Source organism: Neisseriales bacterium, assembly GCA_016699915.1.
GTDB lineage: Bacteria > Pseudomonadota > Gammaproteobacteria > Burkholderiales > Q3-R57-64 > Q3-R57-64.
Genome location: CP064990.1, coordinates 180,326 through 202,787, shown reverse-complemented (window position 1 = coordinate 202,787; position 22,462 = coordinate 180,326). Strand labels below are relative to the sequence as shown.

The 22,462-nt window shown below is 42.3% G+C and carries 16 protein-coding genes, 3 tRNA genes and 1 rRNA gene; 9 read left to right on the top strand and 11 right to left on the bottom strand.

Going from position 1 to position 22,462, the window contains the following annotated elements; translation table 11 throughout:
• Position 1 precedes the first annotated feature (1 nt).
• The 4 genes from ndhC to IPK86_00965 all read right to left on the bottom strand — a co-directional run bounded on the left by ndhC (position 2) and on the right by IPK86_00965 (position 1,718).
• A complete protein-coding gene (ndhC, locus tag IPK86_00980; GenBank protein ID QQS16802.1) occupies positions 2-355 on the bottom strand; it encodes an NADH-quinone oxidoreductase subunit A in 354 nt (117 codons plus the stop codon).
• 159 nt (positions 356-514) lie between these two features.
• A tRNA-Leu gene (locus IPK86_00975) sits at positions 515-600 on the bottom strand.
• A gap of 9 nt (positions 601-609) precedes the next feature.
• Entirely contained in the window at positions 610-960 is a 351-nt protein-coding gene (secG, locus tag IPK86_00970; GenBank protein QQS16801.1) for a preprotein translocase subunit SecG, read from the bottom strand.
• On the bottom strand, positions 951-1,718 hold the full coding sequence (locus IPK86_00965; protein ID QQS16800.1) for a triose-phosphate isomerase: 768 nt from the start codon (positions 1,716-1,718) through the stop codon (positions 951-953). Before IPK86_00965 ends, secG begins: the two co-directional genes overlap by 10 nt.
• Positions 1,719-1,917: 199 nt before the next feature.
• Between IPK86_00965 and pstS the strand changes: the two genes are divergently transcribed.
• From pstS to pstB, 4 genes are all read left to right on the top strand, one after another.
• Complete coding sequence (pstS, locus tag IPK86_00960; protein QQS16799.1) at positions 1,918-2,952, top strand: phosphate ABC transporter substrate-binding protein PstS; 1,035 nt, start codon at positions 1,918-1,920, stop codon at positions 2,950-2,952.
• A 79-nt stretch (positions 2,953-3,031) separates the two neighbouring features.
• On the top strand, positions 3,032-3,994 hold the full coding sequence (pstC, locus tag IPK86_00955) for a phosphate ABC transporter permease subunit PstC (GenBank protein ID QQS16798.1): 963 nt from the start codon (positions 3,032-3,034) through the stop codon (positions 3,992-3,994).
• A 9-nt stretch (positions 3,995-4,003) separates the two neighbouring features.
• Positions 4,004-4,855, top strand: a complete 852-nt coding sequence (pstA, locus tag IPK86_00950; protein ID QQS16797.1) for a phosphate ABC transporter permease PstA — start codon at positions 4,004-4,006, stop codon at positions 4,853-4,855.
• Between the two features lie 11 nt (positions 4,856-4,866).
• A complete protein-coding gene (pstB, locus tag IPK86_00945; protein ID QQS16796.1) occupies positions 4,867-5,631 on the top strand; it encodes a phosphate ABC transporter ATP-binding protein PstB in 765 nt (254 codons plus the stop codon).
• A gap of 731 nt (positions 5,632-6,362) precedes the next feature.
• Here pstB and trpS read toward each other — a convergent pair.
• The 3 genes from trpS to IPK86_00930 form a co-directional block, all read right to left on the bottom strand.
• Positions 6,363-7,388 carry a tryptophan--tRNA ligase gene (trpS, locus tag IPK86_00940; protein QQS16795.1) on the bottom strand — a complete coding sequence of 342 codons (1,026 nt, stop codon included), beginning with the start codon at positions 7,386-7,388 and terminating at the stop codon, positions 6,363-6,365.
• A 1-nt stretch (position 7,389) separates the two neighbouring features.
• Complete coding sequence (locus tag IPK86_00935; protein QQS16794.1) at positions 7,390-8,760, bottom strand: amino acid permease; 1,371 nt, start codon at positions 8,758-8,760, stop codon at positions 7,390-7,392.
• 189 nt (positions 8,761-8,949) lie between these two features.
• Positions 8,950-10,818: an RNB domain-containing ribonuclease gene (locus IPK86_00930; protein ID QQS16793.1), complete on the bottom strand. Its 1,869-nt coding sequence runs from the start codon at positions 10,816-10,818 to the stop codon at positions 8,950-8,952.
• A gap of 280 nt (positions 10,819-11,098) precedes the next feature.
• Here IPK86_00930 and gyrA point away from each other — a divergent pair, with 280 nt between their 5' ends.
• The 5 genes from gyrA (at position 11,099) to IPK86_00905 (ending at position 17,333) form a co-directional block, all read left to right on the top strand.
• Entirely contained in the window at positions 11,099-13,681 is a 2,583-nt protein-coding gene (gyrA, locus tag IPK86_00925; protein ID QQS16792.1) for a DNA gyrase subunit A, read from the top strand.
• Between the two features lie 71 nt (positions 13,682-13,752).
• On the top strand, positions 13,753-14,841 hold the full coding sequence (serC, locus tag IPK86_00920; GenBank protein ID QQS16791.1) for a 3-phosphoserine/phosphohydroxythreonine transaminase: 1,089 nt from the start codon (positions 13,753-13,755) through the stop codon (positions 14,839-14,841).
• Between the two features lie 158 nt (positions 14,842-14,999).
• Positions 15,000-16,547 (top strand): 16S ribosomal RNA (locus IPK86_00915).
• Positions 16,548-16,623: 76 nt separating this feature from the next.
• Positions 16,624-16,700: transfer RNA gene (locus IPK86_00910), tRNA-Ile, on the top strand.
• Between the two features lie 558 nt (positions 16,701-17,258).
• Positions 17,259-17,333, top strand: a tRNA-Val gene (locus IPK86_00905).
• 600 nt (positions 17,334-17,933) lie between these two features.
• On the opposite strand, the gene IPK86_00900 is transcribed toward IPK86_00905, so the two are convergent.
• The 4 genes from IPK86_00900 to IPK86_00885 all read right to left on the bottom strand — a co-directional run bounded on the left by IPK86_00900 (position 17,934) and on the right by IPK86_00885 (position 22,441).
• Positions 17,934-19,622 (bottom strand): ABC transporter substrate-binding protein, encoded by a 1,689-nt coding sequence (locus IPK86_00900; protein QQS16790.1) that lies wholly within the window; start codon positions 19,620-19,622, stop codon positions 17,934-17,936.
• A 397-nt stretch (positions 19,623-20,019) separates the two neighbouring features.
• Entirely contained in the window at positions 20,020-21,306 is a 1,287-nt protein-coding gene (gene tyrS / locus IPK86_00895) for a tyrosine--tRNA ligase (GenBank protein ID QQS16789.1), read from the bottom strand.
• Between the two features lie 55 nt (positions 21,307-21,361).
• Positions 21,362-21,826, bottom strand: a complete 465-nt coding sequence (locus IPK86_00890) for a ClpXP protease specificity-enhancing factor (protein QQS16788.1) — start codon at positions 21,824-21,826, stop codon at positions 21,362-21,364.
• 3 nt (positions 21,827-21,829) lie between these two features.
• Positions 21,830-22,441, bottom strand: coding sequence for a glutathione S-transferase N-terminal domain-containing protein (locus IPK86_00885; GenBank protein QQS16787.1), 612 nt, complete (start codon positions 22,439-22,441; stop codon positions 21,830-21,832).
• Between the last annotated feature and the right edge of the window lie 21 nt (positions 22,442-22,462).

Below are 22,462 nucleotides of genomic sequence, written 5' to 3'. Positions count from 1 at the left end.
TCTACTTCCACTCTAGTGCACCCTTTTTCCACTCATAAACAAACCCAACAACAAGCACAACCAAGAAAAGTAGCATAGCGCCAAAGCCAAATAGACCAATTTTGTGTAGTGCTACCGCCCAAGGAAAAAGAAAGGTAATCTCCAAATCGAACAGTATGAAGAGTATAGCAATAACATAATAACGAACATTAAACTGCATGCGGGCATCCGAAAAGGCGTCAAAACCGCATTCATAAGGAGAAAGTTTAGCAGGATCTGGTTTACGCGGCCCCAATATTCTGCCAGCAACAATGGGTAGCACTCCCATCAAAAAACCAATGAGGATAAAAAGCAAGATGGATAAATAGTTTTGCATAGCTTAAGCAACGTTGCACAATTAAGGTCATGATGGTAAACGTAACAACACTAAATTGCCATCCCTAAAATTTGAATCCAAACTTCAAATAACGCTTCAGGATGCAGGCTCATTAAATGGAGCAATAAATCAAATATACCGATTCGCAATAACTAAACTTGGTGCCGACAATGAGACTCGAACTCATACAGCCAAAGGCCACTACCCCCTCAAGATAGCGTGTCTACCAATTCCACCATGTCGGCAACTCATCCTTATTGCGGTATTTTTTGGGGGATGGTTTTTTTATCTGTACCGCTCATATCCGTCGCAGGAGGGGGCACTGTGATTTGTTTTTCAACCACACCTAACACCGAAGATTCACTGCTACGTTGATTGATAAAAGCTAACGCCAAACAGCTTGCAAAAAATATAATGGCTGCAATAGCTGTGCTACGGCTTAAAAAATTGGCTGATCCTGCAGAACCAAATAAACTACCCGAGGCTCCTGATCCAAAAGCAGCACCCGCGTCCGCACCTTTACCATGTTGAAGAAGTACCAACAATACAATCGACACAGCTGAAATAAGATTTATTATCCAAATACATGCGCTGACTATTTCCATGAAGCCACTAACCTTTCCGCAATCCAATAAATTTGCAAAAACACTTCGGGATCCAACGACGCACCACCAACAAGTATGCCATCAACACCCTCTGTGGATAAAATAACCTGTGCATTGTCAGTAGTCACGCTCCCACCGTATAGTATTTTGATGCTAGCAGTGCCACCTATGTTTTGCAAGACAAAATTTTGAATCCAAGCACTTACTTCGCAAATTTGTTCACTACCAGCTAAGTTACCAGTTCCAATAGCCCATACCGGTTCATAGGCAATCATAACGGTTTGCAATGAATCAACCCCAACACAAATAGGCTGTAATTGCTCTTCAATGACCTTCTTAGCGCATCCTGCTTGGCGCTCTGCTTGCGATTCACCAACACAAAAAATAGGTTGTAATCCAACCTGTTGTGCTGCACAAAATTTATCAGATAGTGTGGTATTGTCTTCGTGGAAGTATCGTCGCCGTTCAGAGTGTCCAATCAACACATATTGTGCCCCTATATCTTTTAACATTGCCGCACTGACTTCACCAGTATAGGCACCTTCGTCCACAAAACAACTCACATCTTGTGCGCTAACAGTAAGTGGTGTGCCTGCAAATAGGTGAACCAAGCGCTCTAAATAAATATTGGGACAGGCAATACTTACCCCAACGCCTTGAGATGGCTTGACACACTGCCATACCTTGGCAAATTGTTCGTTATGCACGGGATTGCCATGCATTTTCCAATTACCAATAATAAGCAGTTGATCCGACATAGTGTGAGCTCTATTATCTTGACTACATAGCATAAAGCGACTCATGCGGGTTGAATGGAAAAATTTTAACAATCATTTCGAATCTTGATGACAAAAATTGTGATATTGTATCGCCGTTGCAAAATTTTGGTGATGTTTTGGTACGATCTTTGTCATTGTTAATGCTTTATTGTCTTTAATAAAAAAGGTGCAATTTGTCATGAAAATTGTTCGTTATATTGCAATTACAGTGCTTGCCTGCTTAGCCTTTGCAAACCAGGCTGTTGCTACAAAGATTACAGGTGCTGGAGCCACTTTCCCCTATCCGCTTTATGCAAAATGGGCGGCTGCTTATAAGGCTGAAACGGGGCATGAAATGAACTATCAGTCCATCGGTTCTGGAGGTGGAATTAAGCAAATCAAATCCAAAACGGTTGATTTTGGGGCTTCTGACAAGCCTTTGTCCCCCGATGAATTAACTCAAAGTGGTTTGATACAATTTCCAACCGTTGTCGGAGGAGCCGTGCCAATTGTCAATATCCCTGGCATTGCTGCGGGCCAATTAAAGCTCACTGGTGCTGTCCTAGCGGATATTTTCTTAGGCAAAATCAATAAATGGAATCATCCGGCGATCGTCAGGCTCAATAAAGGGCTGCGCTTACCTAATCTTGCCATCACCGTTGTGCATCGTGCAGATTCTTCAGGTACCAGTTTCTTATTCACGCATTACCTATCCAAAGTATCACCCAGATGGCGTAATACGGTTGGCGCAAACGACGCAGTCAAATGGCCAACTGGGTTAAGCGGTAAGGGAAATGAAGGTGTATCCAGTTTTGTTATGCGTGCTAAAGGAGCCATTGGTTATGTTGAATACGCATACGCCAAACAAAACAAAATTGCCCATGTTGCATTACAAAATGCTGCGAAGCAATTTGTTCAACCAAGTGTTAACTCATTCCGTGCCGCTGCAGCAAACGCCAAATGGAGCGCCACTAATCATTTTTATGTGGTACTAACCAATCAGCCTGGCAAAAATAGTTGGCCGATCTCTGGCGCAACATTTATTTTTTTACATAAAAAACAAGTAAATGCGACGCAAGGTGCACAAGTCTTAAAGTTTTTTGATTGGTGCTATCTTAACGGTGATGCAATGGCAATTGGGTTAGACTATGTCCCCATACCAAAGAGCACAAAAGATATCGTGCGGAATAGTTGGAAAACCGTGACTAACACTGAAGGAAAATCCATCCGCTAACTATATTCGCTAATTTATAGATGATGCGACTCGCCTAATCGGTGAGTCGCATCACATAACCAACACGAGCGTTGATTAAATGGGCGACAAAAAACAGGATGGTGCCTTTAAGCGTCAACAAAACTTAGACAAAATATTTATTGGCACCACACGTGGGTTTGCTTTTTTAGTTTTTGCGTTGCTGGTTGCTATCATGTTGTCTTTGCTGGTTGGTGCTTGGCCAGCTATTAGAGCATTTGGATGGGATTTTGTCACCCAAAATAACTGGGATCCTGTTAACGATATCTACAGTGCTGCTGTTCCTATTTACGGTACACTCATTACTTCTTTTATTGCACTGATCATCGCTGTACCTGTTAGCTTTGGCGTGGCCTTGTTTTTAACGGAATTGTGTCCATTGAAACTGCGTCGTCCATTCGGTATTTTAGTTGAGCTTTTAGCAGGTATTCCCTCTATCATTTATGGTATGTGGGGACTTTTTGTCTTTGCGCCCTGGTTTAGCGAGCATCTTCAACCATGGCTAGTCAATACGTTTGACGGATGGCCACTTTTTGGCGCGCTATTTTCGGGACCGACCATTGGTATTGGCATATTTACTGCGGCACTTATTTTGGCCATCATGGTCATTCCCTTTGTCTCCTCCGTTATGCGAGATGTATTTGAAGTCGTACCACCTCTTTTGAAAGAATCGGCTTACGGTTTAGGGGCAACAACTTGGGAAGTAGCTCGTCGCATTGTATTGCCCTATACCAAAGTGGGAGTAGTAGGTGGCATTATGCTCGGATTTGGTCGAGCTTTGGGCGAGACCATGGCCGTCACATTCGTTATTGGCAATGCCACCAATTTCATGGCTGGCCTCTTCCAACCCAGCGCTTCCATTACTTCTGTACTCGCTAATGAATTTACTGAAGCCATTGCTCCACTTCACATTGGCGCTTTACTTGAACTGGGTATGCTCCTATTTTTCATTACTTTTTTAGTATTGGCATGCGCCAAACTGTTACTGAGATTCTTACATCGCCAAGAAGGTAATTTTGGATAGGAAAAGGTAATGGATATTGCTCTTCATCAAACGCGGAAAATCATCAATGTATGTGGTATGGTTTTTGCTGTGTTGATGATGGCATTTAGTTTATTTTGGTTGTGCTGGATCTTGTGGACATTATTTGTCAACGGTTTTGCTGCGCTTTCATGGGATATTTTCACACACAGCACCCCACCGCCTGGAGAACGAGGCGGATTGGCCAACGCACTTTTAGGCAGTTTTTTGGTTACCTTTTTTGGCGCATTAATCGGTACACCTATTGGTGTGTTCGCCGGTATTTATTTGGCAGAATTTGGCCAGCACGGTTGGTTAGCTTCTACAACACGTTTTATTAATGATATTTTGCTCTCAGCCCCTTCCATCGTTATTGGGCTTTTTGTTTCCGTACTTTATGTGCAAACGATGGGTCACTTTTCAGGATGGGCAGGATCTATCGCGCTATCCATGTTGGTCATCCCTATTGTTGTACGCACCACCGAAAATATGTTGCGCTTAGTCCCTAACACTTTACGAGAAGCTGCCATTGCGCTCGGTGCACCGCGCTGGAAAATGGTAGGGTTAATTACCTTAAAAGCAGCTAAACATGGTGTATTAACAGGCGTTTTGCTTGCTATTGCTCGTATTTCTGGAGAAACTGCTCCGCTACTTTTTACCTCCTTTGGCAACCAATTTTGGAGTACTGATATGAATGCGCCCATCGCTACGTTGCCAAAAGTTATTTTTGATTTTGCGATGAGCCCCTACGAAGACTGGCATCAACTAGCTTGGGCTGCTTCACTATTCATCGCGCTGAGCGTGTTAATACTTAACATCATTGCACGTTGGCTAGGTAGACATTCTTCTCGCCATACAAATTGACGGTTATGCTTATGAATACAAATGCTATTAAACTGCATGTCAAGGATCTTGATTTTTACTACGGGCGGTTTCAAGCGCTTAAAAAAATTAATTTAACTATCCCTGAGCAAAAAGTTACTGCTTTCATTGGACCTTCTGGTTGCGGTAAATCGACACTGCTACGTGTCTTTAATAAGATGTATGCCCTGTATCCTGGCATGCAAGCTAAAGGAGAAGTATGGTTTGATGGGAATAACATTTTGTCAGATAGCCAAAATACCAGTTTGCTACGCGCAAAAATTGGCATGGTTTTTCAAAAACCAACACCCTTTCCGATGACCATTTATGATAATGTTGCCTTCGGCGTCAAGCTATACAACCGATTCACTCGGCCAGAACTTGAAGCTAGAGTAGAATGGGCTCTTAAAAAATCAGCGCTGTGGGGCGAAGTAAAAGATAAGCTCAAGCAATCGGGTGGCTCATTATCTGGTGGTCAACAACAACGTTTATGCATCGCACGAGCTATTGCTAACAAACCTGAGGTACTGCTATTGGATGAGCCGACTTCAGCGCTTGACCCGATCTCAACTGCACAAATTGAAGAGCTCATCGCCGAATTAAAAACACAGTACACTATCGTCATGGTGACACATAACATGCAGCAAGCAGCACGTGTTTCAGATTACACTGCTTACATGTACTTGGGCGATTTGATCGAATTTGGTAGTACCGATAAAATCTTTACGGCGCCCAAAGAAAAAGCGACGGAAGACTATATCACTGGCAAATTTGGTTAGCTTGTTGCAATATTGCCTTATTTGAGCTACTCAATTTTTGCAGTAAGGATAAAGCAGTTCTCGCTGAACCCATTGATTCTATAGGGTTCAAGTTTCGACTGCGCAAGAACCCCACGCAACAATCAGATTTTGGGTGGCGACCTTCCGTACAAAAAACTAACGGGGAGCTTGCGTTCAGCAAGTAGAGTAAAAAATAAATTGTCCGATATAAAGCCAACAACATGTACAGCTGAACATCCTGTTTCTTGTGTTAATTGTTTATTTAATTCAGATAACTTAGGGATTTTGTTGCTAAAAACTGCTAAATGCTGCATAAATTGAATAATTTCATTGGCAGCACGACACGATCGGCTAACCACTTGGTTTATTTTTTAAACAAAACGCTCCAAGTGTGATGTTCAACTTCTGTAAGTTTATCCCATCGTCCTACCATAATCATGGGATGATTAGCAGAAAACAACATAGTGGCTCCTCACATTTTTACATTTAAAGACAACGGCAAATAGCGATAATATCGATGGTAACCAGAAAAAATGTGAAGGAAGTAAAATCAAGTCATGGCAAAAGACACGCCGCCCAAATAAAATTGCTAAGGTTCTAGTTTATAGCTGACTTGGTTCTTTAGATGCACTCACTACTCAACCGCTCTGACACGCATCAATGCACTTGCCATGACTAAATTAACGAATGGATGAAATAGGAACTCAATAAGATGTTTAAGGAGTACAATCCTACCATGCATTTAACCCCAAAGCTTGCCTGACTTCGCTTAACGTGTTGGCAGCAACTTCCCGAGCACGTTGCGTTCCTATTTTGAGCAGATCAATCATAGCTTGTTTGTCTTTTGCAAGACGCTCTCGACGATAACGGATCGGCTCTAATAAAGCTTGTAGACAATCTTCAAGATGCTGTTTAACCGTTATATCGCCCAAACCTCCCTTGCGGTAACGCACTTTAAGATCCTCAACCAAATCTTTATCAGGCTCAAAAGCATCTAGGTAAGTAAAAACAACATTATTTTCAACTTGCCCCGGATCCTCAATGCGCAGGTGATTGGGATCGGTAAACATCATCTTGACCGCCTGTTTAATCTGGTCTGGATTTGCACTTAACAAGATACTGTTGTCAAGCGATTTACTCATCTTACTTTTGCCATCAATACCCGGTAATCTGCCCATTGTCGGTACAAGTGCCTGACATTCGACCAAGATAGACTGCTGCACGTTGGCATTAAAATGTCGAACAATCTCGTTAGTTTGTTCAATCATGGGGATCTGATCTTGGCCGACTGGAACAATAGTTGCTTTAAAGGCGGTAATGTCAGCGGCTTGGGAAACAGGGTATACAAAGAAACCAGCCGGAATAGCGCGCTCAAAACCTTTCTGGCGAATTTCTTCTTTGACAGTTGGATTTCGTTCCAATCGTGCAATGGTCACCAGGTTTAAATAGTAGTAAGTCAGCTCCGTTAATTCCGGTATCATACTCTGCACGAAAATCGTGCTTTTGTTTGGATCAATACCGACCGCTAAATAATCAAGCATCACTTCAAGCATATTGTCGCGCACAAAACGATATTGAGCCATATGGTCAGTTAATGCTTGCGTATCAGCCAATAAAATGAACTGATCATGAGTCTCTTGTAACGCAAGGCGATTAACCAGCGAACCAATATAATGACCAAGATGTAGCGACCCCGTTGGACGGTCACCAGTCAATACAACAGGGCGTTGAGATATAGCCATGCTCGTCAGTTTCATCCTAAGATAAACCACGCTTTTTTTTGTAGACAAATAAACCACTTAAAAAGACCAACCAAAGCGGAATAGCCACTACAGAAGCTATTTCACCATTTTTGATCAGTGCAAAAATAACTAAAGCAACGAAAAGCAAGCAAAGGTAGTTGCTCACTGGCGAGCCAATCGCTTTAAAAGAAGGAGCAAAACATTGTCTTTGCATCGCTTCTCTAAACTTAAGATGCGATAAACTAATCATTGACCACGTGATTAAAGCAGCTACCACCACCAGCATCATAAATATACTAAAGGCATGTTCAGCAAAGAGAAAATTCACAACCACACAAGCAAATGTCGCCAAAGCACTCACTAGTATCGCAACAAAAGGAACGCCGCGCTTACTGACTTGCGCAAAAAATTGTGGCGCATTTTTTTTTTCAGCTAGGCTAAACAGCATACGACTACCTGCATATGCACAAGCATGGTAAGCCGATAATGCTGCAGAAAATATCACCACATTCAGTGCATTCGCCGTTACATCGCTCCCTAATTTTGAAAAAATCAAAACAAAAGGACTGCCGCCACTGATCACTTGACGCCAAGGAAACAACATCAACAATATAGCAATAGATAAAATATAAAAGGCTAATAGCCAAGCAATCGTCTGATTTACTGCTTTGGGTATCGCTTTTTTGGGCTCATTTGCTTCTGCAGCAGCAATACCGACTAATTCAAGACCACCCAACGAAAATAGTACAGGTGATAAAGCCATCGTAAATCCCGACAGTCCACCTGCGAAAAAACCACCTTCATTGCGCCATAAATTAGCAACACTAGCCTGCTCCCCTCCTGCGCCGCTTAGCAATAAAAAAGCACCGAAAGCGATCATGCCAATAACAGCCAGTACCTTGATGAGCGACATCCAAAATTCAGTTTCTGCATAAGCTTTAACATGCATCAAATTCAATGCGTTAATAGCCAAAAAACAAACAAGAGTCGTAATCCAATTCGGCAGTGTTGGTAACCAAAATTGCATTAATTGACCCACAGCAGATAACTCGGCCATACTAACCAAAATATATAATATCCAAGAATTCCAACCGGCAATAAAGCTAGCCTGTTCCCCCCAATACTTATAGGCAAAATGGCTAAATGATCCGGCAGCAGGTTCTTCAACAACCATTTCTCCTAGCTGGCGCATCACTAAATAAACTACAAAACCTGCAATAAGGTAGTTTAATATGATGGACGGGCCTGTTAATTTCAATGCTGGAACCGTCCCTAAAAATAGCCCTGAACCAATCGTGCAACCAAATATAATCAGTTGTATGTGGCGATTGGTCAAACCTCTTTCTAATTGAAGCTGATGCTTGGATGAAGTATTGTTTGATGTCATTTGTGTGCTGTATGCAAATTAAAAAATATGGGCTTAACCACCACCAAAACTCAACAATAAATAATGAAAAACCAAGAGTTATGGGCAGATTGTAAGGTATTTTTGGTATTCTTGTAAGTCAACGCTTGCTAACCAACTTGAAGATTGGCTGCAGTCTAATACGTGTTACCATTTCTAAAAAAACTAATTTTATTCAACAAACATGGACTCATCTATCTTGGTTTTGGAAAATACTCGCCATATCACCAATTGATTCGCTTCATCAATCGCAACAACCTCAAGCACAACAGGTTCGCCTATGCGCAATGAAGCAAGAGATGGGATAGCTTGGCTTCGTAATGGTAAGTTCTCCAACTGACACACACCATGCCCAATATGCTTTGCAAGAACCGTTGTGATGTGCTCTTGAACAAGATAGCGTAACGCCCAGCAACGCGTCATTTGACGTTGAAAGGCTAAGTAAGCGCTATAGGTTTTATCAAAATGTTTTGCAAACATCAGAAAAGTTTTGCGATCTTTTAAATAGCGCGAATTGGTATTCGTTAACAGCGCAATAAGTTGGCTTTGATTAATAAAATCTGCAGCGCGACGTAAAGGAGAGGTACACCAAGCGTACTGCTGCAGGTTAAGCCTAGCATGCGGTCGAGGAGATAATGTGGTATATGTACCTGTTGCGTTTTGTGAGCGATACATCGCTATCGTATTACTTTGTGCCAGCATTTGGCTCCAAGTTTGATTTGCCAAAATCATCATCGTAGATACTAAGCAATCAATCGGCGTATTACGTTGTCTTGATCGAACACTAATCTTGTTATCAAAAACAGTAATATCAAAATCACGCTCAGAGAATATTGAGGGACTAGGTTTGGTGTATTGCGATGCAACAGCCGATGTAAAATGGATCAACCATATTAATTTATCACAAGAGGGTAAATTTTTGCGCAAAGCGTGAGGAGTGGTTAATGCTTCAGATAAAGCAATTTCCAATGCTGTTTTATCAAAATTTTTTTGTATTCTGATTTTATCAATCTGTGTTTGGCAATGCTTAATATGATACTGTTCATCCACATCAATATATAAACTCATCGCTGGGCGGATCGTACCTTCATTCATTGAAAACTGCTCAATAACCTCGTACGGAAAAAGGGTAATTTTTTGGTCAGGCAGATAAACCGTTGCACAACGCCACAATAACGCATCAACAGATAGATCGGGCTCAATACCTATTGCTGGTAGAGCAATATGTATACCCACTCGATGCGATCCGTCTGGCAATTGACGTAGCGAAAACGCATCATCAATTTCTGTTGTATGAGCATCATCAATCGAAAAAGCTGCAACGTCCGATAAAGGTAAATCATCAAAAACTTGCCGGATGGAAGAGATGCTAGCCTTGGGCTTGATCGGAAAATATTGCAATAAAAAACCTTCCAAAAAATATTGAGCAACGGAGGAAATAGCACCCAATTCGAGTGCCAACTGTAAAGGTGTACATTGCTTATGTCGGCACGCATCACGTAAAGCGCGATACGCACAAGATTGTTTATCGGGCTGATGTAGTAACATCGTCCATTGGGTACCCATTGCATCGGGTACTTGGCCTGACAATAATGCTGTCGACCACGCCTCGATTTGTTGTTGTGCGCTTTGCTTTTTTTGTATACTGATTAATGCTGCCTTCAAAGCGGTGGCCGTAGCGGGCTTAAAATAACCATCCGATTGCCGGTAAAAATACATCGGCATAGCTCGTAGTTTAAGCCATGTTGCTGCTTTTTCAGTGGCTGAAGGCCAATGCACAAAATAACGATGGGCAAGTGATGCAAAATGCATAGTCTGACCATCACTACTTTCCCATAAACGCTGAATATCAATCTGATTGGATAGCCTTTCAGCAGCAGGCAAAAATTGATCCGTATCTTCAGTCAGCATCAAAATGACTTGCTGGCTTTTTACTTTTACCGATTGTTGTGTCGCAGTTTGTACCCAATATACGCCAATTTCCTGACGAATAACCTGACCAACCTGATGGGTTTTATTCGCCTCATATAAAAGATTCATGTGGTAAGCCAAAGAATTAAAACCCTAACCATATCACCTACGGTTCGTTGCCATTTGTGGTTCATTGTTACTTTAAAAGTCAACCTGATCATCTTTAAGAAGATGCATGGCGTCTTTTACGCTTTACAAAATAGGAATATACCACCCCACAATAAGTTGCCATCATAACGTACCCTCTTATGGGATAAAACAACTCTATTACATTCTTCAGTCAAAATACTGATTAAAGTAGCAGGCTCATGCTAAAATGCGACCCGTTAACTTTAAAAGTATTGCGTCAATGACTGAACAGATTTTTGCCAAAGAAACCTTAAACGTTAGTCTAGAAGAAGAAATGCGCCGTTCATACCTTGATTACGCCATGAGCGTAATTGTTGGACGAGCATTGCCGGATGTACGCGATGGCCTCAAACCTGTACATCGGCGTGTACTATTTGCCATGCATGAACTATCTAATGATTGGAATCGTGCCTATAAAAAATCTGCTCGCATCGTTGGAGATGTCATTGGTAAATATCACCCACATGGTGACGCGGCAGCATACGATACCATCGTGCGTATGGCACAAGATTTTTCGCTACGCTATCCTCTTATTGATGGGCAAGGTAATTTCGGTTCTATTGATGGGGATAACGCTGCTGCCATGCGCTATACAGAGATTCGTATGGCACGCATTGCACATGAACTCTTGGCAGATCTGAGTAAGGAAACTGTTGATTTTGCACCAAACTACGACAATTCTGAATATGAACCGCTCGTTTTTCCATCACGGCTACCAAATTTATTAATTAACGGTAGTTCAGGTATTGCTGTAGGCATGGCAACGAATATACCGCCTCATAACCTTAACGAAGTCATTGATGCTTGTCGTGCATTACTTGCTCAACCTGAATTAGATATTGAAGACATGATTGGTTTGATCCCCGCACCAGACTTTCCTACTGCGGGCATCATTTATGGCACTGCTGGCATCCATGAAGGATATCGTACAGGTCGTGGACGCGTCATCATGCGCGCTAAAACACATGTTGAAACCTATGGAAAAGGTGAGCGCGAAGCCATTATTGTCGATGAAATTCCCTACCAGGTTAATAAGGCACGGTTACTAGCAAGAATTGGTGAACTGGTTCATGAAAAACAAATTGAAGGCATAGCCGACTTACGCGATGAATCCGATAAGTCAGGTATGCGTATGGTCATTGAACTCAAACGCGGAGAAATGCCAGAAATTGTTTTAAATAAACTCTACAAACTCACCCAACTGCAAGACAGTTTCGGCATCAATATGGTAGCACTCGTTGATGGACAACCGCGACTGCTTAATTTAAAACAGATGTTGGAAGAATTTTTGCGACATCGTCGAGAGGTTGTCACACGGCGCACTGTTTTTGAGCTCAAAAAAGCACGCGATCGATGCCATATATTAGAAGGCTTATCCGTTGCCCTTTCTAATGTTGATGAAATGATTGTTCTGATTAAAGCCTCAGCTAATCCAGCAGAAGCTAAAGCTAAATTGATGGCACGTGTTTGGCGTGCCGAACTCGTTGAAAAACTTCTATCTAGAGTAGACAGCACCATTAATCAACCTGATAATCAGGATGCTTCACTTGGTTTGCAGGATCAAGGTTACCTACTCTCTGATACGCAAACACAAGCTATTTTAGATATGCGCTTGCAAAAACTAACTGGGCTTGAGCAAGATAAGATTGTAAATGAATATCAGCTGACCATGGATCAAATCCTTGATTTATCGGACATCTTGGCCAAACCAGAACGTATTACAAGTATTATTGATGAAGAGCTCCTCGCTGCAAAAAACCAATTTGGCGATGGTAGGCGCTCACAGATTGAGCCGTTTGGTGGCGATGTTGAATTAGAGGACTTAATTACGCCCCAAGACATGGTTGTAACACTTTCGCATAGCGGCTATATCAAATCGCAGCCGATGGATGACTATCGCACGCAACACAGAGGAGGCCGAGGTAAACAAGCAGCTTCAACCAAAGAAGATGACTTTATTGACACCTTATTTGTTGCCAATACCCATGACTATTTGTTGTGCTTTTCTTCCCTAGGGCGCTGTTATTGGATCAAGGTTTACAATGTACCACAAGGGCGTGGAAGTAGCCGCGGCAAGCCTATCATTAATCTCTTGGCCCTGCAACCTAACGAAAAAATCAACGCTGTATTACCCGTTGCGATCTTTGAAGCAAATTATCATGTATTCATGTGTACCGCCCATGGTATTGTCAAAAAAACACCATTACTTGATTTTTCAAGACCCCGTACCAGCGGCATCATCGCACTCAACCTCCAAGAGGGTGATGTATTAATCGGCGCAACGTTAACCACTGGCCAAGATGAAATTATGCTTTTCTCAAGCCAAGGCAAAGCAATTCGCTTTGACGAAAGCGATGTGCGAAGCATGGGTCGTTCGGCAAGAGGCGTACGAGGTATGGCTTTATCTAAAGGCAATGCAAGTGTTATTGCAATGCTCGTGTCTGAAGATAAATCGTTACAAGTCTTAGCTGCCACCGCCAACGGTTATGGTAAACGTACACCCATTACGCATTACCGTAAGTGTCGTCGTGGTGCTCAAGGAGTCATCGCTATTGATACTGGTAAACGCAATGGTGTACTAGTTGCAGTATGTCTCGTGAAAGCGACTGATGATCTTGTCCTTATTACTGATGGCGGCGTACTCATCCGCATGCCTGCTCAACAAGTGCGCACAACAGGTAGAACAGCTCAAGGCGTTAAATTAATTAATCTTGATGAAGGCGAAAAACTAATTGGTATGGGTGCTATCGTTGATCACGAAAATATTGTGCATGAACAAAAAGAAGGCGATTCCCTTTTCTAGTACCATATTATTCAATTAACCATATGGGCTCGCTCGTCATACCATAACTTACAAAAATAAACGAAATAAGTATGTGTGTTTATAATTTTTCGCCCGGTCCCGCAAAACTTCCTGACGAGGTTCTAGGGATCGCACAACAAGAGCTTTGTAATTGGCATCGTACTGGTTCCAGCGTGATGGAAATGAGCCATCGAAGTTGCGAATTTTTGAAGCTTTTTCAGCATGCTAAAAATACCTTGCGAGAATTGCTGGATATTCCTGACAACTACCATATTTTGTTTTTGCAAGGCGGGGCTCGATTACAGTTCTCAATGGTAGCAATGAATCTTGCTGCACCTGAAGATGTGGTTGATTATGTTAATAGTGGACATTGGTCTCAGCTTGCAATGGACGCGGCTACAAAACATGCTGTGGTAAATGAGGTTGCTTCAAGCGCTCAAACACAATATACAACCATTCCTAGCGACAATACATGGCGCCGCAATTCGCAAGCAACTTACTTGCATTTTGTTTCTAACGAAACGATTCATGGTGTACAGTTCCCAACTATGCCGACTGTGCAGCACAACGTACCTTTTGTGTGCGATATGTCTAGTGATTTTTTATCGCGACCCATTGATGTAAAGCAATTTGGTGTGATTTATGCTGGTGCACAAAAAAATATGGGTATCGCAGGCCTAACAATAGTTGTTATTCGAAAAGATCTACTCATGCCCCCCAAACGATCCGGTATACCCAATGTATTACAATATATTGTGCAGGCTGAAACCGATTCTATGTATAACACGCCACCAACCTTCGCCATTTACATGGCCGGATTAGTGCTAGATTGGCTCAAGAAGCAAGGTGGTGTTCCAGTTATCGCACAACGTAATGAAGAAAAAGCTGCATGGCTATATCGCCTTATTGATGAGAGCGATGGTTTCTATATTGCTCCAGTTAAAGCACCATTTCGTTCGCGTATGAATGTCGTTTTTCGGCTAGCCAATGAAGCACTCAACGCATCATTTCTAAAAGAAGCTGAGCACAATCAATTAAAATACCTTAAGGGTCACACAGTATTGGGCGGTATGCGTGCTTCGATTTACAATGCCATGTCTATGGATGGTATTAAGGCACTTGCCACGTTTATGCAAGCATTTGCTCGCACACATTGCTAGCTTTCCCATTGACACCCCACCTAACTTCCCGTATAGTTCTTCCCCCTTGTTTGATATATGCTCTTTATACAATTTAGACATAAAGAACCGATAGATGTGGGACTTTTTTGATTCAAAGAAGTCGCAAATCATGCAATACAATATGTAAACAGTGATTAAACTTCAAGAGTTTGATCCTGGCTCAGATTGAACGCTGGCGGCATGCTTTACACATGCAAGTCGAACGGCAGCACAGGTGGCAACACCGGGTGGCGAGTGGCGAACGGGTGAGTAATACATCGGAACGTACCGTGTAGCGGGGGATAACGACGCGAAAGCGTAGCTAATACCGCATACGCTCTTTGTTATGAAGAGGAAAGTGGGGGACCTTCGGGCCTCACACTATACGAGCGGCCGATGGCTGATTAGCTAGTTGGTGGGGTAAAGGCCTACCAAGGCTTCGATCAGTAGCGGGTCTGAGAGGACGATCCGCCACACTGGGACTGAGACACGGCCCAGACTCCTACGGGAGGCAGCAGTGAGGAATTTTGGACAATGGGGGCAACCCTGATCCAGCCATGCCGCGTGTCTGAAGAAGGCCTTCGGGTTGTAAAGGACTTTTGTTGGGGAACAAGCTTATCTTGTCTAATAAACAAGATAGCATGAGTGTACCCAAAGAATAAGCACCGGCTAACTACGTGCCAGCAGCCGCGGTAATACGTAGGGTGCGAGCGTTAATCGGAATTACTGGGCGTAAAGGGTGCGCAGGCGGTTCATCAAGCTTGATGTGAAATCCCCGAGCTTAACTTGGGACGGGCATTGAGGACTGGTGAACTCGAGTCTGTCAGAGGGGGGTGGAATGCCACATGTAGCAGTGAAATGCGTAGAGATGTGGCGGAACACCGATGGCGAAGGCAGCCCCCTGGGATAAGACTGACGCTCAGGCACGAAAGCGTGGGTAGCAAACAGGATTAGATACCCTGGTAGTCCATGCCCTAAACGATGTCAACTAGCTGTTGGGGGTTGAAATCCTCAGTAGCGCAGCTAACGCGTGAAGTTGACCGCCTGGGGAGTACGGCCGCAAGGTTAAAACTCAAAGGAATTGACGGGGACCCGCACAAGCGGTGGATGATGTGGATTAATTCGATGCAACGCGAAAAACCTTACCTGGTCTTGACATGCCAAGAATCCTGCAGAGATGCGGGAGTGCCCGAAAGGGAATTTGGACACAGGTGCTGCATGGCTGTCGTCAGCTCGTGTCGTGAGATGTTGGGTTAAGTCCCGCAACGAGCGCAACCCTTACCATTAGTTGCCACCATTTAGTTGAGCACTTTAATGGGACTGCCGGTGACAAGCCGGAGGAAGGCGGGGATGACGTCAAGTCCTCATGGCCCTTATGACCAGGGCTTCACACGTCATACAATGGTCGGTACAGAGGGTCGCAAAGCCGCAAGGCGAAGCCAATCCCAACAAAGCCGATCGTAGTCCGGATTGCACTCTGCAACTCGAGTGCATGAAGTCGGAATCGCTAGTAATCGCAGATCAGCATGCTGCGGTGAATACGTTCCCGGGTCTTGTACACACCGCCCGTCACACCATGGGAGTGGGGGGTACCAGAAGTGGGTAGACTAACCTTCGGGGAGTCGCTTACAACGGTATGCTTCATGACTGGGGTGAAGTCGTAACAAGGTAGCCGTAGGGGAACCTGCGGCTGGATCACCTCCTTTCTAGAGAAAGAAAGCGACTAAAAAAGGAATACAATCAAGTCTCACATCTATCAGTTCTTTATGTCTACCTGTCATGGGGTTTGTAGCTCAGCTGGTTAGAGCACCGTCTTGATAAGGCGGGGGTCGTTGGTTCAAGTCCAACCAGACCCACCATATATCCGCCTTTACTGTTTTGAGGATTTTGCATCAAAAAGAGCTACGGACAGATTACAACTAATACTTTTTCCTGTCTTTGTACGATCCATCAACCTAACATACCATGCATTTCAGGGCTTGAATTCCGAAATGGTAAGGTATAAAACAACCGATAAATCTTCCTAAACTGAAATGAGCCTAAAACCAGCTATATACCAAAGCTTTTAGATAATTCCAGCTAATGACGTATCCAAATATATGAATCGTACTTTTTACTGTATACAGTGTTCATAACAAATCATTCGTAACGTAACTTCTACACAGCCGCTCAATTCAAATGCAGCAAAACTCTCAAGCGCTAAACAATTTACAGTCTTAAGTGTTATGATAGGGATTGTATAGCTTTCGCTACGTATCGGATAGTTAGTCAATATAGATTATCATCCATATTGATTAGACTTAATTGGGTGCCTTGTATCGCTAAATATAGCTTGAGGTAATAAAAAAGCATTTGCTAAGAGTATGCTAATTCTGTACGCTGCGTCTGCTTAATATATGTTATACCGTTTTGTCTTGGGGTGGTTAGCTCAGTGGTAGAGCGCCTGCTTTACACGCAGGATGTCGGCGGTTCAATCCCGTCACCACCCACCAGTTATACTTTAACGATTTAGCATGGTGGTGCATCAAACTGAATTATCTTGCGCTCAAATCCTACCGAATTTGCCATCTAGTTCCCTTTTTTATTTACTTCTTAGGTACCTTTTTATTAAGCGCTTTTGCGTACTGGTTTTTTCTTTTTTATTACAATTAGAACAATATTTTGTGTTAATAATCACACAATTTGAAAGAATAAACGCTAGCATCACACAACCATAATACATTCACTCGAATCTCACCAAAATCCTTAACCTTTTCAACGCAAGCGTACATCATTGCAAGGAGGTAACTCATACCGCTTTTATGTATTGAACAAAACTCAATATTTGCCGATTTATTAGGAAAAGTAATTGCTGGTCACCATTTTCCAAACGAGACTTATATTAAGATTTTAATGGATTGCAATATCCAAGATCAGGACAAATTGAAGGAACTATATACTTAACAATCTTAGACATACTTTCAGATCACGGTCTTGACCTTAGAAGGTTTTTTTTCAAGATGGCATAACTTAAAGCAATCAGTAAAAGCCCACCTTGACAATGGGCTTTTACCAATCATGTTACGACAACAGCCTGTAATAAAAATTAAGCATCATTCAAGAGCAATGCCTACATATTCATCAGCGCCAATCGCTGGAATAATATAAGGTCTTTCAAATTTGACCGCTTTACTGTAAACATATAATGCCATGCGGTAATACAAAGGACTAATAGGTACCTCTTGTTGAATGATTTTTTGCGCAGCTTGATAAAGTTTAATACGCTCATTATGGTTCGTACAACGAAGTGCTTTGAGCAACAGTTGGTTAAAGCCTGCGTGACACCATCTTGCGTGGTTACTGCCACCAATAGCACTGCAGCCTAACTCAGAACTCAACCAATTATCCGGATCTCCATTATCGCCCTGCCAACCCGAAAATATAACATCATGCTCCCCTGCCGCAGCACGCTTCCAAAATTCGCCACCATCGTAAGTTACCAATTGGACGCGCACGCCAATTTTCTTCCAATCAGCTTGGATCATAGCTGCTAAACGATCATTGAGTGGGCTGCGACCCAAGTTAATAAAAAGTTTGAGCGCAAAACCATTCGGATAACCAGCTTGCTTGAGTAACTGCTTTGCTCGAATAGGATCATATGCAGCCTTTTTAATGGATGGATCATATGACCATTGGCTAGGCGGCATGAGATTATGCGCCAATTCAATTAAGCCATCACCTGTTTTAAGCATAGCTGCCTTATCAAGTGCCATATCTAAAGCTTGGCGAACTTGAGCTTTACTAAGGTAGGGCTTTTGCGTATTGTAGGAAAGCAACCAAGTCTCAAATCCAGGTTGTTTGTGCACCACAAATTTGGGATGCTGTTCAAAACGTTTAATTTCAGTAAGCGGTATCGCTCCCAAAGTTGCTAAATGGCATTCGCCAGCTAGCATTTTTTTACTATTAACCATGGTTTCCTTGACCAAACTTATAACGATTTGGTCAACCCTAGGCCCATTTTCTTTACGCTGATCCCAATACGCTTTATGCGCAACATAACGAATCTGTTGATTTCTTTTATAGCTTTTCAGCATAAAAGGGCCTGTTCCAATTGGTTTTTGGTTAATTTGTTCAGCTTTGCCTTGATGTAGGAGTTGATTAGCATATTCAGCTGATAAAATCGAAGCAAACTCCATGGCAATGTTCTGAATAAAAGGCGCGTTAATTTCCTTTAATACAAACTGAACCGTATGATCATCCAGTTTTTTGACAGACCGAAGGTTTTTATCTAGACCCATCGCAACAAAATAAGGAAACTCAGCAGGATAAGCCACATTGAAAGGATGTTTGGGATTCCTCATTCTTTCAAAGGTAAACACCACATCATCAGCATTAAAATCTCTTGTGGGTTTAAAGTAATCCGTGGTATGGAATGGAACACCACGTCTTAAATGGAAGGTATAGGTTAAACCATCTTGGGAGACTGTCCAACTTTTGGCGAGGCTGGGACCCAAATCGGTACTACCTTTTTGGAAGACAACCAGTCGATCAAATACATGAACGGAAGACTCAATGGTTGCCGCATCGGTATATTGCGCAATATCAAAACCAGAAGGCTGATTCGATGAGCATACCATCAGTGTCTTGGCGTTTACCCCCCCCCCAGCCATAGTACTAGAAGAGTGACGAGCCAATAAAGCCGTTACACCTGTTAATTCGCTTATAAAAAACGTGCCTGCAACAACACTAATCGCTAGCCAAAACTTTTTGTTGACCACTGAATTTCCTTTCTGATTAAGCATAGAAGAGATACATTATCAACATAATAGGTACCTAGCTTATAAGAGATAAAATCAAGCAACACTTTCAAAACTGAATGTACCTTAATTTCTCTTTTAGCCGCACTTATTTTACCAAACTCTTAATGTGCATAGTCAGGCTATCTTTTTAGAAACAATGTGCCATTTATAGCATGGCCATCGTTTGAAGAAAACGCACCGAAAAGATTGATTAAGTGCTATGGAAAATAACAAGCAAGCCAATTAAAAATATGCATAACAAAGCGTAACACTAATGCAGTATGACTCAAAAACAATGCTTTTAACGCCGTATGAGTTACGCCGTTTTACAAAAAATATTAAGAACGCATGTCTGATTGCTCAGGTTACTTCAGATAAGACAGTGTAACTTCGAGCTCATTTAAAACGAAGCAGACAAATCTGTCAGACTTAAAAAAACCAGCTTTTTTTTGCCGCAGGTCAGTAAAGCATGCTGATGAAATGTCAAATCTGCTTCCTTGATAACATACTCAATATCCATTACCGTTTGATGGTTCACTTTGACCGCACCTTCTTTGATCAATTGACGCGCTTGGCTTTTTGAAGTTGCTAACCCACTATCAGCAATCAAATTCACCAACAAACGTTCTTCTTTCATCCAGTAGTGTAACAATGGATCAGAGAGCAATTGCTGTTCATCACCTTGGGTGATATGGGTGTCTTCTTGGTCTGGCGCAAAAACAAAATGCGTGATTCGCTGTGCTGAAGATAGGCCAGCTTCACCATGGATCAATCGCGTCATCTCTTCTGCAAGGCGCCTTTGCCCAATACCCTTTTTGCTACTGGATACAATACTATTAATCTCATCCAATGATAAAAAAGTAAAGTATTTTAAAAAACGATCAACATCCGTATCATCCACACGCAACCAAAATTGATAGAACTGGTAGGGCGAAGTTTTATTAGCATCTAACCACACAGTACCGCCTTCTGTTTTACCAAATTTTGTTCCATCCGATTTCGTAATGAGTGGCAAGGTTAAGCCATCTACGGACTGTTTTTCGAGGCGCCTGACAAGATTAATCCCTACGGTAATATTGCCCCATTGATCCGATCCACCGATCTGTAATGTGCATCCATAACGCCGATTGAGTGCAACAAAGTCAAAAGCCTGTAATAGACTGTATGAAAATTCGGTAAAAGATATACCAACATCGGCTCGATCAATACGCTCCTTCACAAAATCTTTACTAATCATGGCATTGATCGAAAAATATTTACCAATTTCCCGTAGAAACGTCAGGATATTCATGTTGGCAAACCAATGCGTATTATTTTCTAAAATTGCTGCATTGGTACCTTCTAAACTGAGAAAACGAGCCAATTGTTCACCAATTTTTTTGCCAGCTATTTCAATTTCTTCAAGTGTTTTTAAGGGTCTTTCTGCCGCTTTAAAACTGGGGTCACCAATCATTCCTGTTGCCCCTCCAACCAATATAATTGGTCGATGCCCAGCATCCTGAAAACGTTTAAGCGTCAAAATCGGCACAAGGTGACCTACATGCAAACTATCTGCTGTTGGATCAAAACCGCAATAAAGTGTCACCGATTCTTTTGCAAGTCTGGCATGCAACATAGCCGGTTCGGCAACTTGGGCAATAAGTCCACGTGCTTGTAAATCTAAAATAGCTTGATTAGCTGCTGACATAAAAAAACATTGGCTTCAATGTAAGTAAATACCTGACAACTTCAGCTTAATTTAGCTATTTTACAATATGCAAAATAGATTTGCCTTGATTTATCGGCTTAGTGGGTGGCTTATCACCATTCGGTGCGGATATTTGACTCGTTAAGTTACCCTGAACTGATTTAAGGACAGGTTGTGGTGTCGGCATCACGGTTTCACCTTCTTTCTCAAACACCATCGCTTGCCCAGTCTCGCGGGCAAAAACAGACAGGATGTTATGCATCGGGATTAACACAGCATGGGAGACACCAGAAAAACGCATCGTGGCAGATAACCAATGGTTATCTATTAGTAACCCGGAACAAGCACTTTGGCTGATATTAAGGGTAATGATTTCATCAGAAGTGTACTGACGAGGTAGCTTGACTTGGTCGTTGATAAAAACCGTAACGTAGGGTGTTAAAGCTTGATCACAACACCACTCGTAAAAGGCACGCAAAAAATAAGGTTTAATGCCACCTTTGGCTGTCGTTGACTTCATGATTTAATGGTGCATAGCTCTTTCTGCTGCAGTCAATGAATCTAAAAAAGCCTTTCTTTGAAAAAGACGATCAGCATATTTCAGCATCCCCAAAATATTTTTGTTGATCTTAATTTGATAGTGCTCCAATCGCCAAAGCAAGGTAGCCATCGTAATATCAACCATGGATAATTCATCACCAAAAACATACTGTTTGGCTGTAAACATCGGCGACACCATGGTTAAAGATTGGCGGATTACCTCACGAGCATGTGAGCGCTTGCGGCTGGTCAGATTTAACTGCATGTTTTCCAACGTTTTAACATGTAAAAACAACTCTTGCTCAAAGCGAAAGAGTAGTAAACGTGCCTTAGCACGTGTTACCGGGTCAGCAGGCATCAATTGTGGGTGTGGAAAGCGCTCGTCAATATATTCACTGATAATCCCCGCCTCATAAAGTATCAAATCACGCTCAACTAAGACAGGTACCTCATTATAAGGATTCAGCACCGCTAGATCTTCTGGCTTATGAAGGTTATCCACATCAATAATTTCAAAATCCATATCCTTTTCATAAAGGACAATGCGACAACGATGGCTAAATGGACAAGTAGATCCCGAATAAAGCGTTAACATAAAAACCCCATTTTCTATAGG

Bases quoted from the DNA above. Each gene is read 5' to 3' on its own strand.
- ndhC (QQS16802.1), bottom strand. From the start codon at position 355: ATGCAAAACTATTTATCCATCTTGCTTTTTATCCTCATTGGTTTTTTG.
- secG (QQS16801.1), bottom strand. From the start codon at position 960: ATGGAAATAGTCAGCGCATGTATTTGGATAATAAATCTTATTTCAGCT.
- IPK86_00965 (QQS16800.1), bottom strand. From the start codon at position 1,718: ATGTCGGATCAACTGCTTATTATTGGTAATTGGAAAATGCATGGCAAT.
- pstS (QQS16799.1), top strand. From the start codon at position 1,918: ATGAAAATTGTTCGTTATATTGCAATTACAGTGCTTGCCTGCTTAGCC.
- pstC (QQS16798.1), top strand. From the start codon at position 3,032: ATGGGCGACAAAAAACAGGATGGTGCCTTTAAGCGTCAACAAAACTTA.
- pstA (QQS16797.1), top strand. From the start codon at position 4,004: ATGGATATTGCTCTTCATCAAACGCGGAAAATCATCAATGTATGTGGT.
- pstB (QQS16796.1), top strand. From the start codon at position 4,867: ATGAATACAAATGCTATTAAACTGCATGTCAAGGATCTTGATTTTTAC.
- trpS (QQS16795.1), bottom strand. From the start codon at position 7,388: ATGAAACTGACGAGCATGGCTATATCTCAACGCCCTGTTGTATTGACT.
- IPK86_00935 (QQS16794.1), bottom strand. From the start codon at position 8,760: ATGACATCAAACAATACTTCATCCAAGCATCAGCTTCAATTAGAAAGA.
- IPK86_00930 (QQS16793.1), bottom strand. From the start codon at position 10,818: ATGAATCTTTTATATGAGGCGAATAAAACCCATCAGGTTGGTCAGGTT.
- gyrA (QQS16792.1), top strand. From the start codon at position 11,099: ATGACTGAACAGATTTTTGCCAAAGAAACCTTAAACGTTAGTCTAGAA.
- serC (QQS16791.1), top strand. From the start codon at position 13,753: ATGTGTGTTTATAATTTTTCGCCCGGTCCCGCAAAACTTCCTGACGAG.
- IPK86_00900 (QQS16790.1), bottom strand. From the start codon at position 19,622: ATGCTTAATCAGAAAGGAAATTCAGTGGTCAACAAAAAGTTTTGGCTA.
- tyrS (QQS16789.1), bottom strand. From the start codon at position 21,306: ATGTCAGCAGCTAATCAAGCTATTTTAGATTTACAAGCACGTGGACTT.
- IPK86_00890 (QQS16788.1), bottom strand. From the start codon at position 21,826: ATGAAGTCAACGACAGCCAAAGGTGGCATTAAACCTTATTTTTTGCGT.
- IPK86_00885 (QQS16787.1), bottom strand. From the start codon at position 22,441: ATGTTAACGCTTTATTCGGGATCTACTTGTCCATTTAGCCATCGTTGT.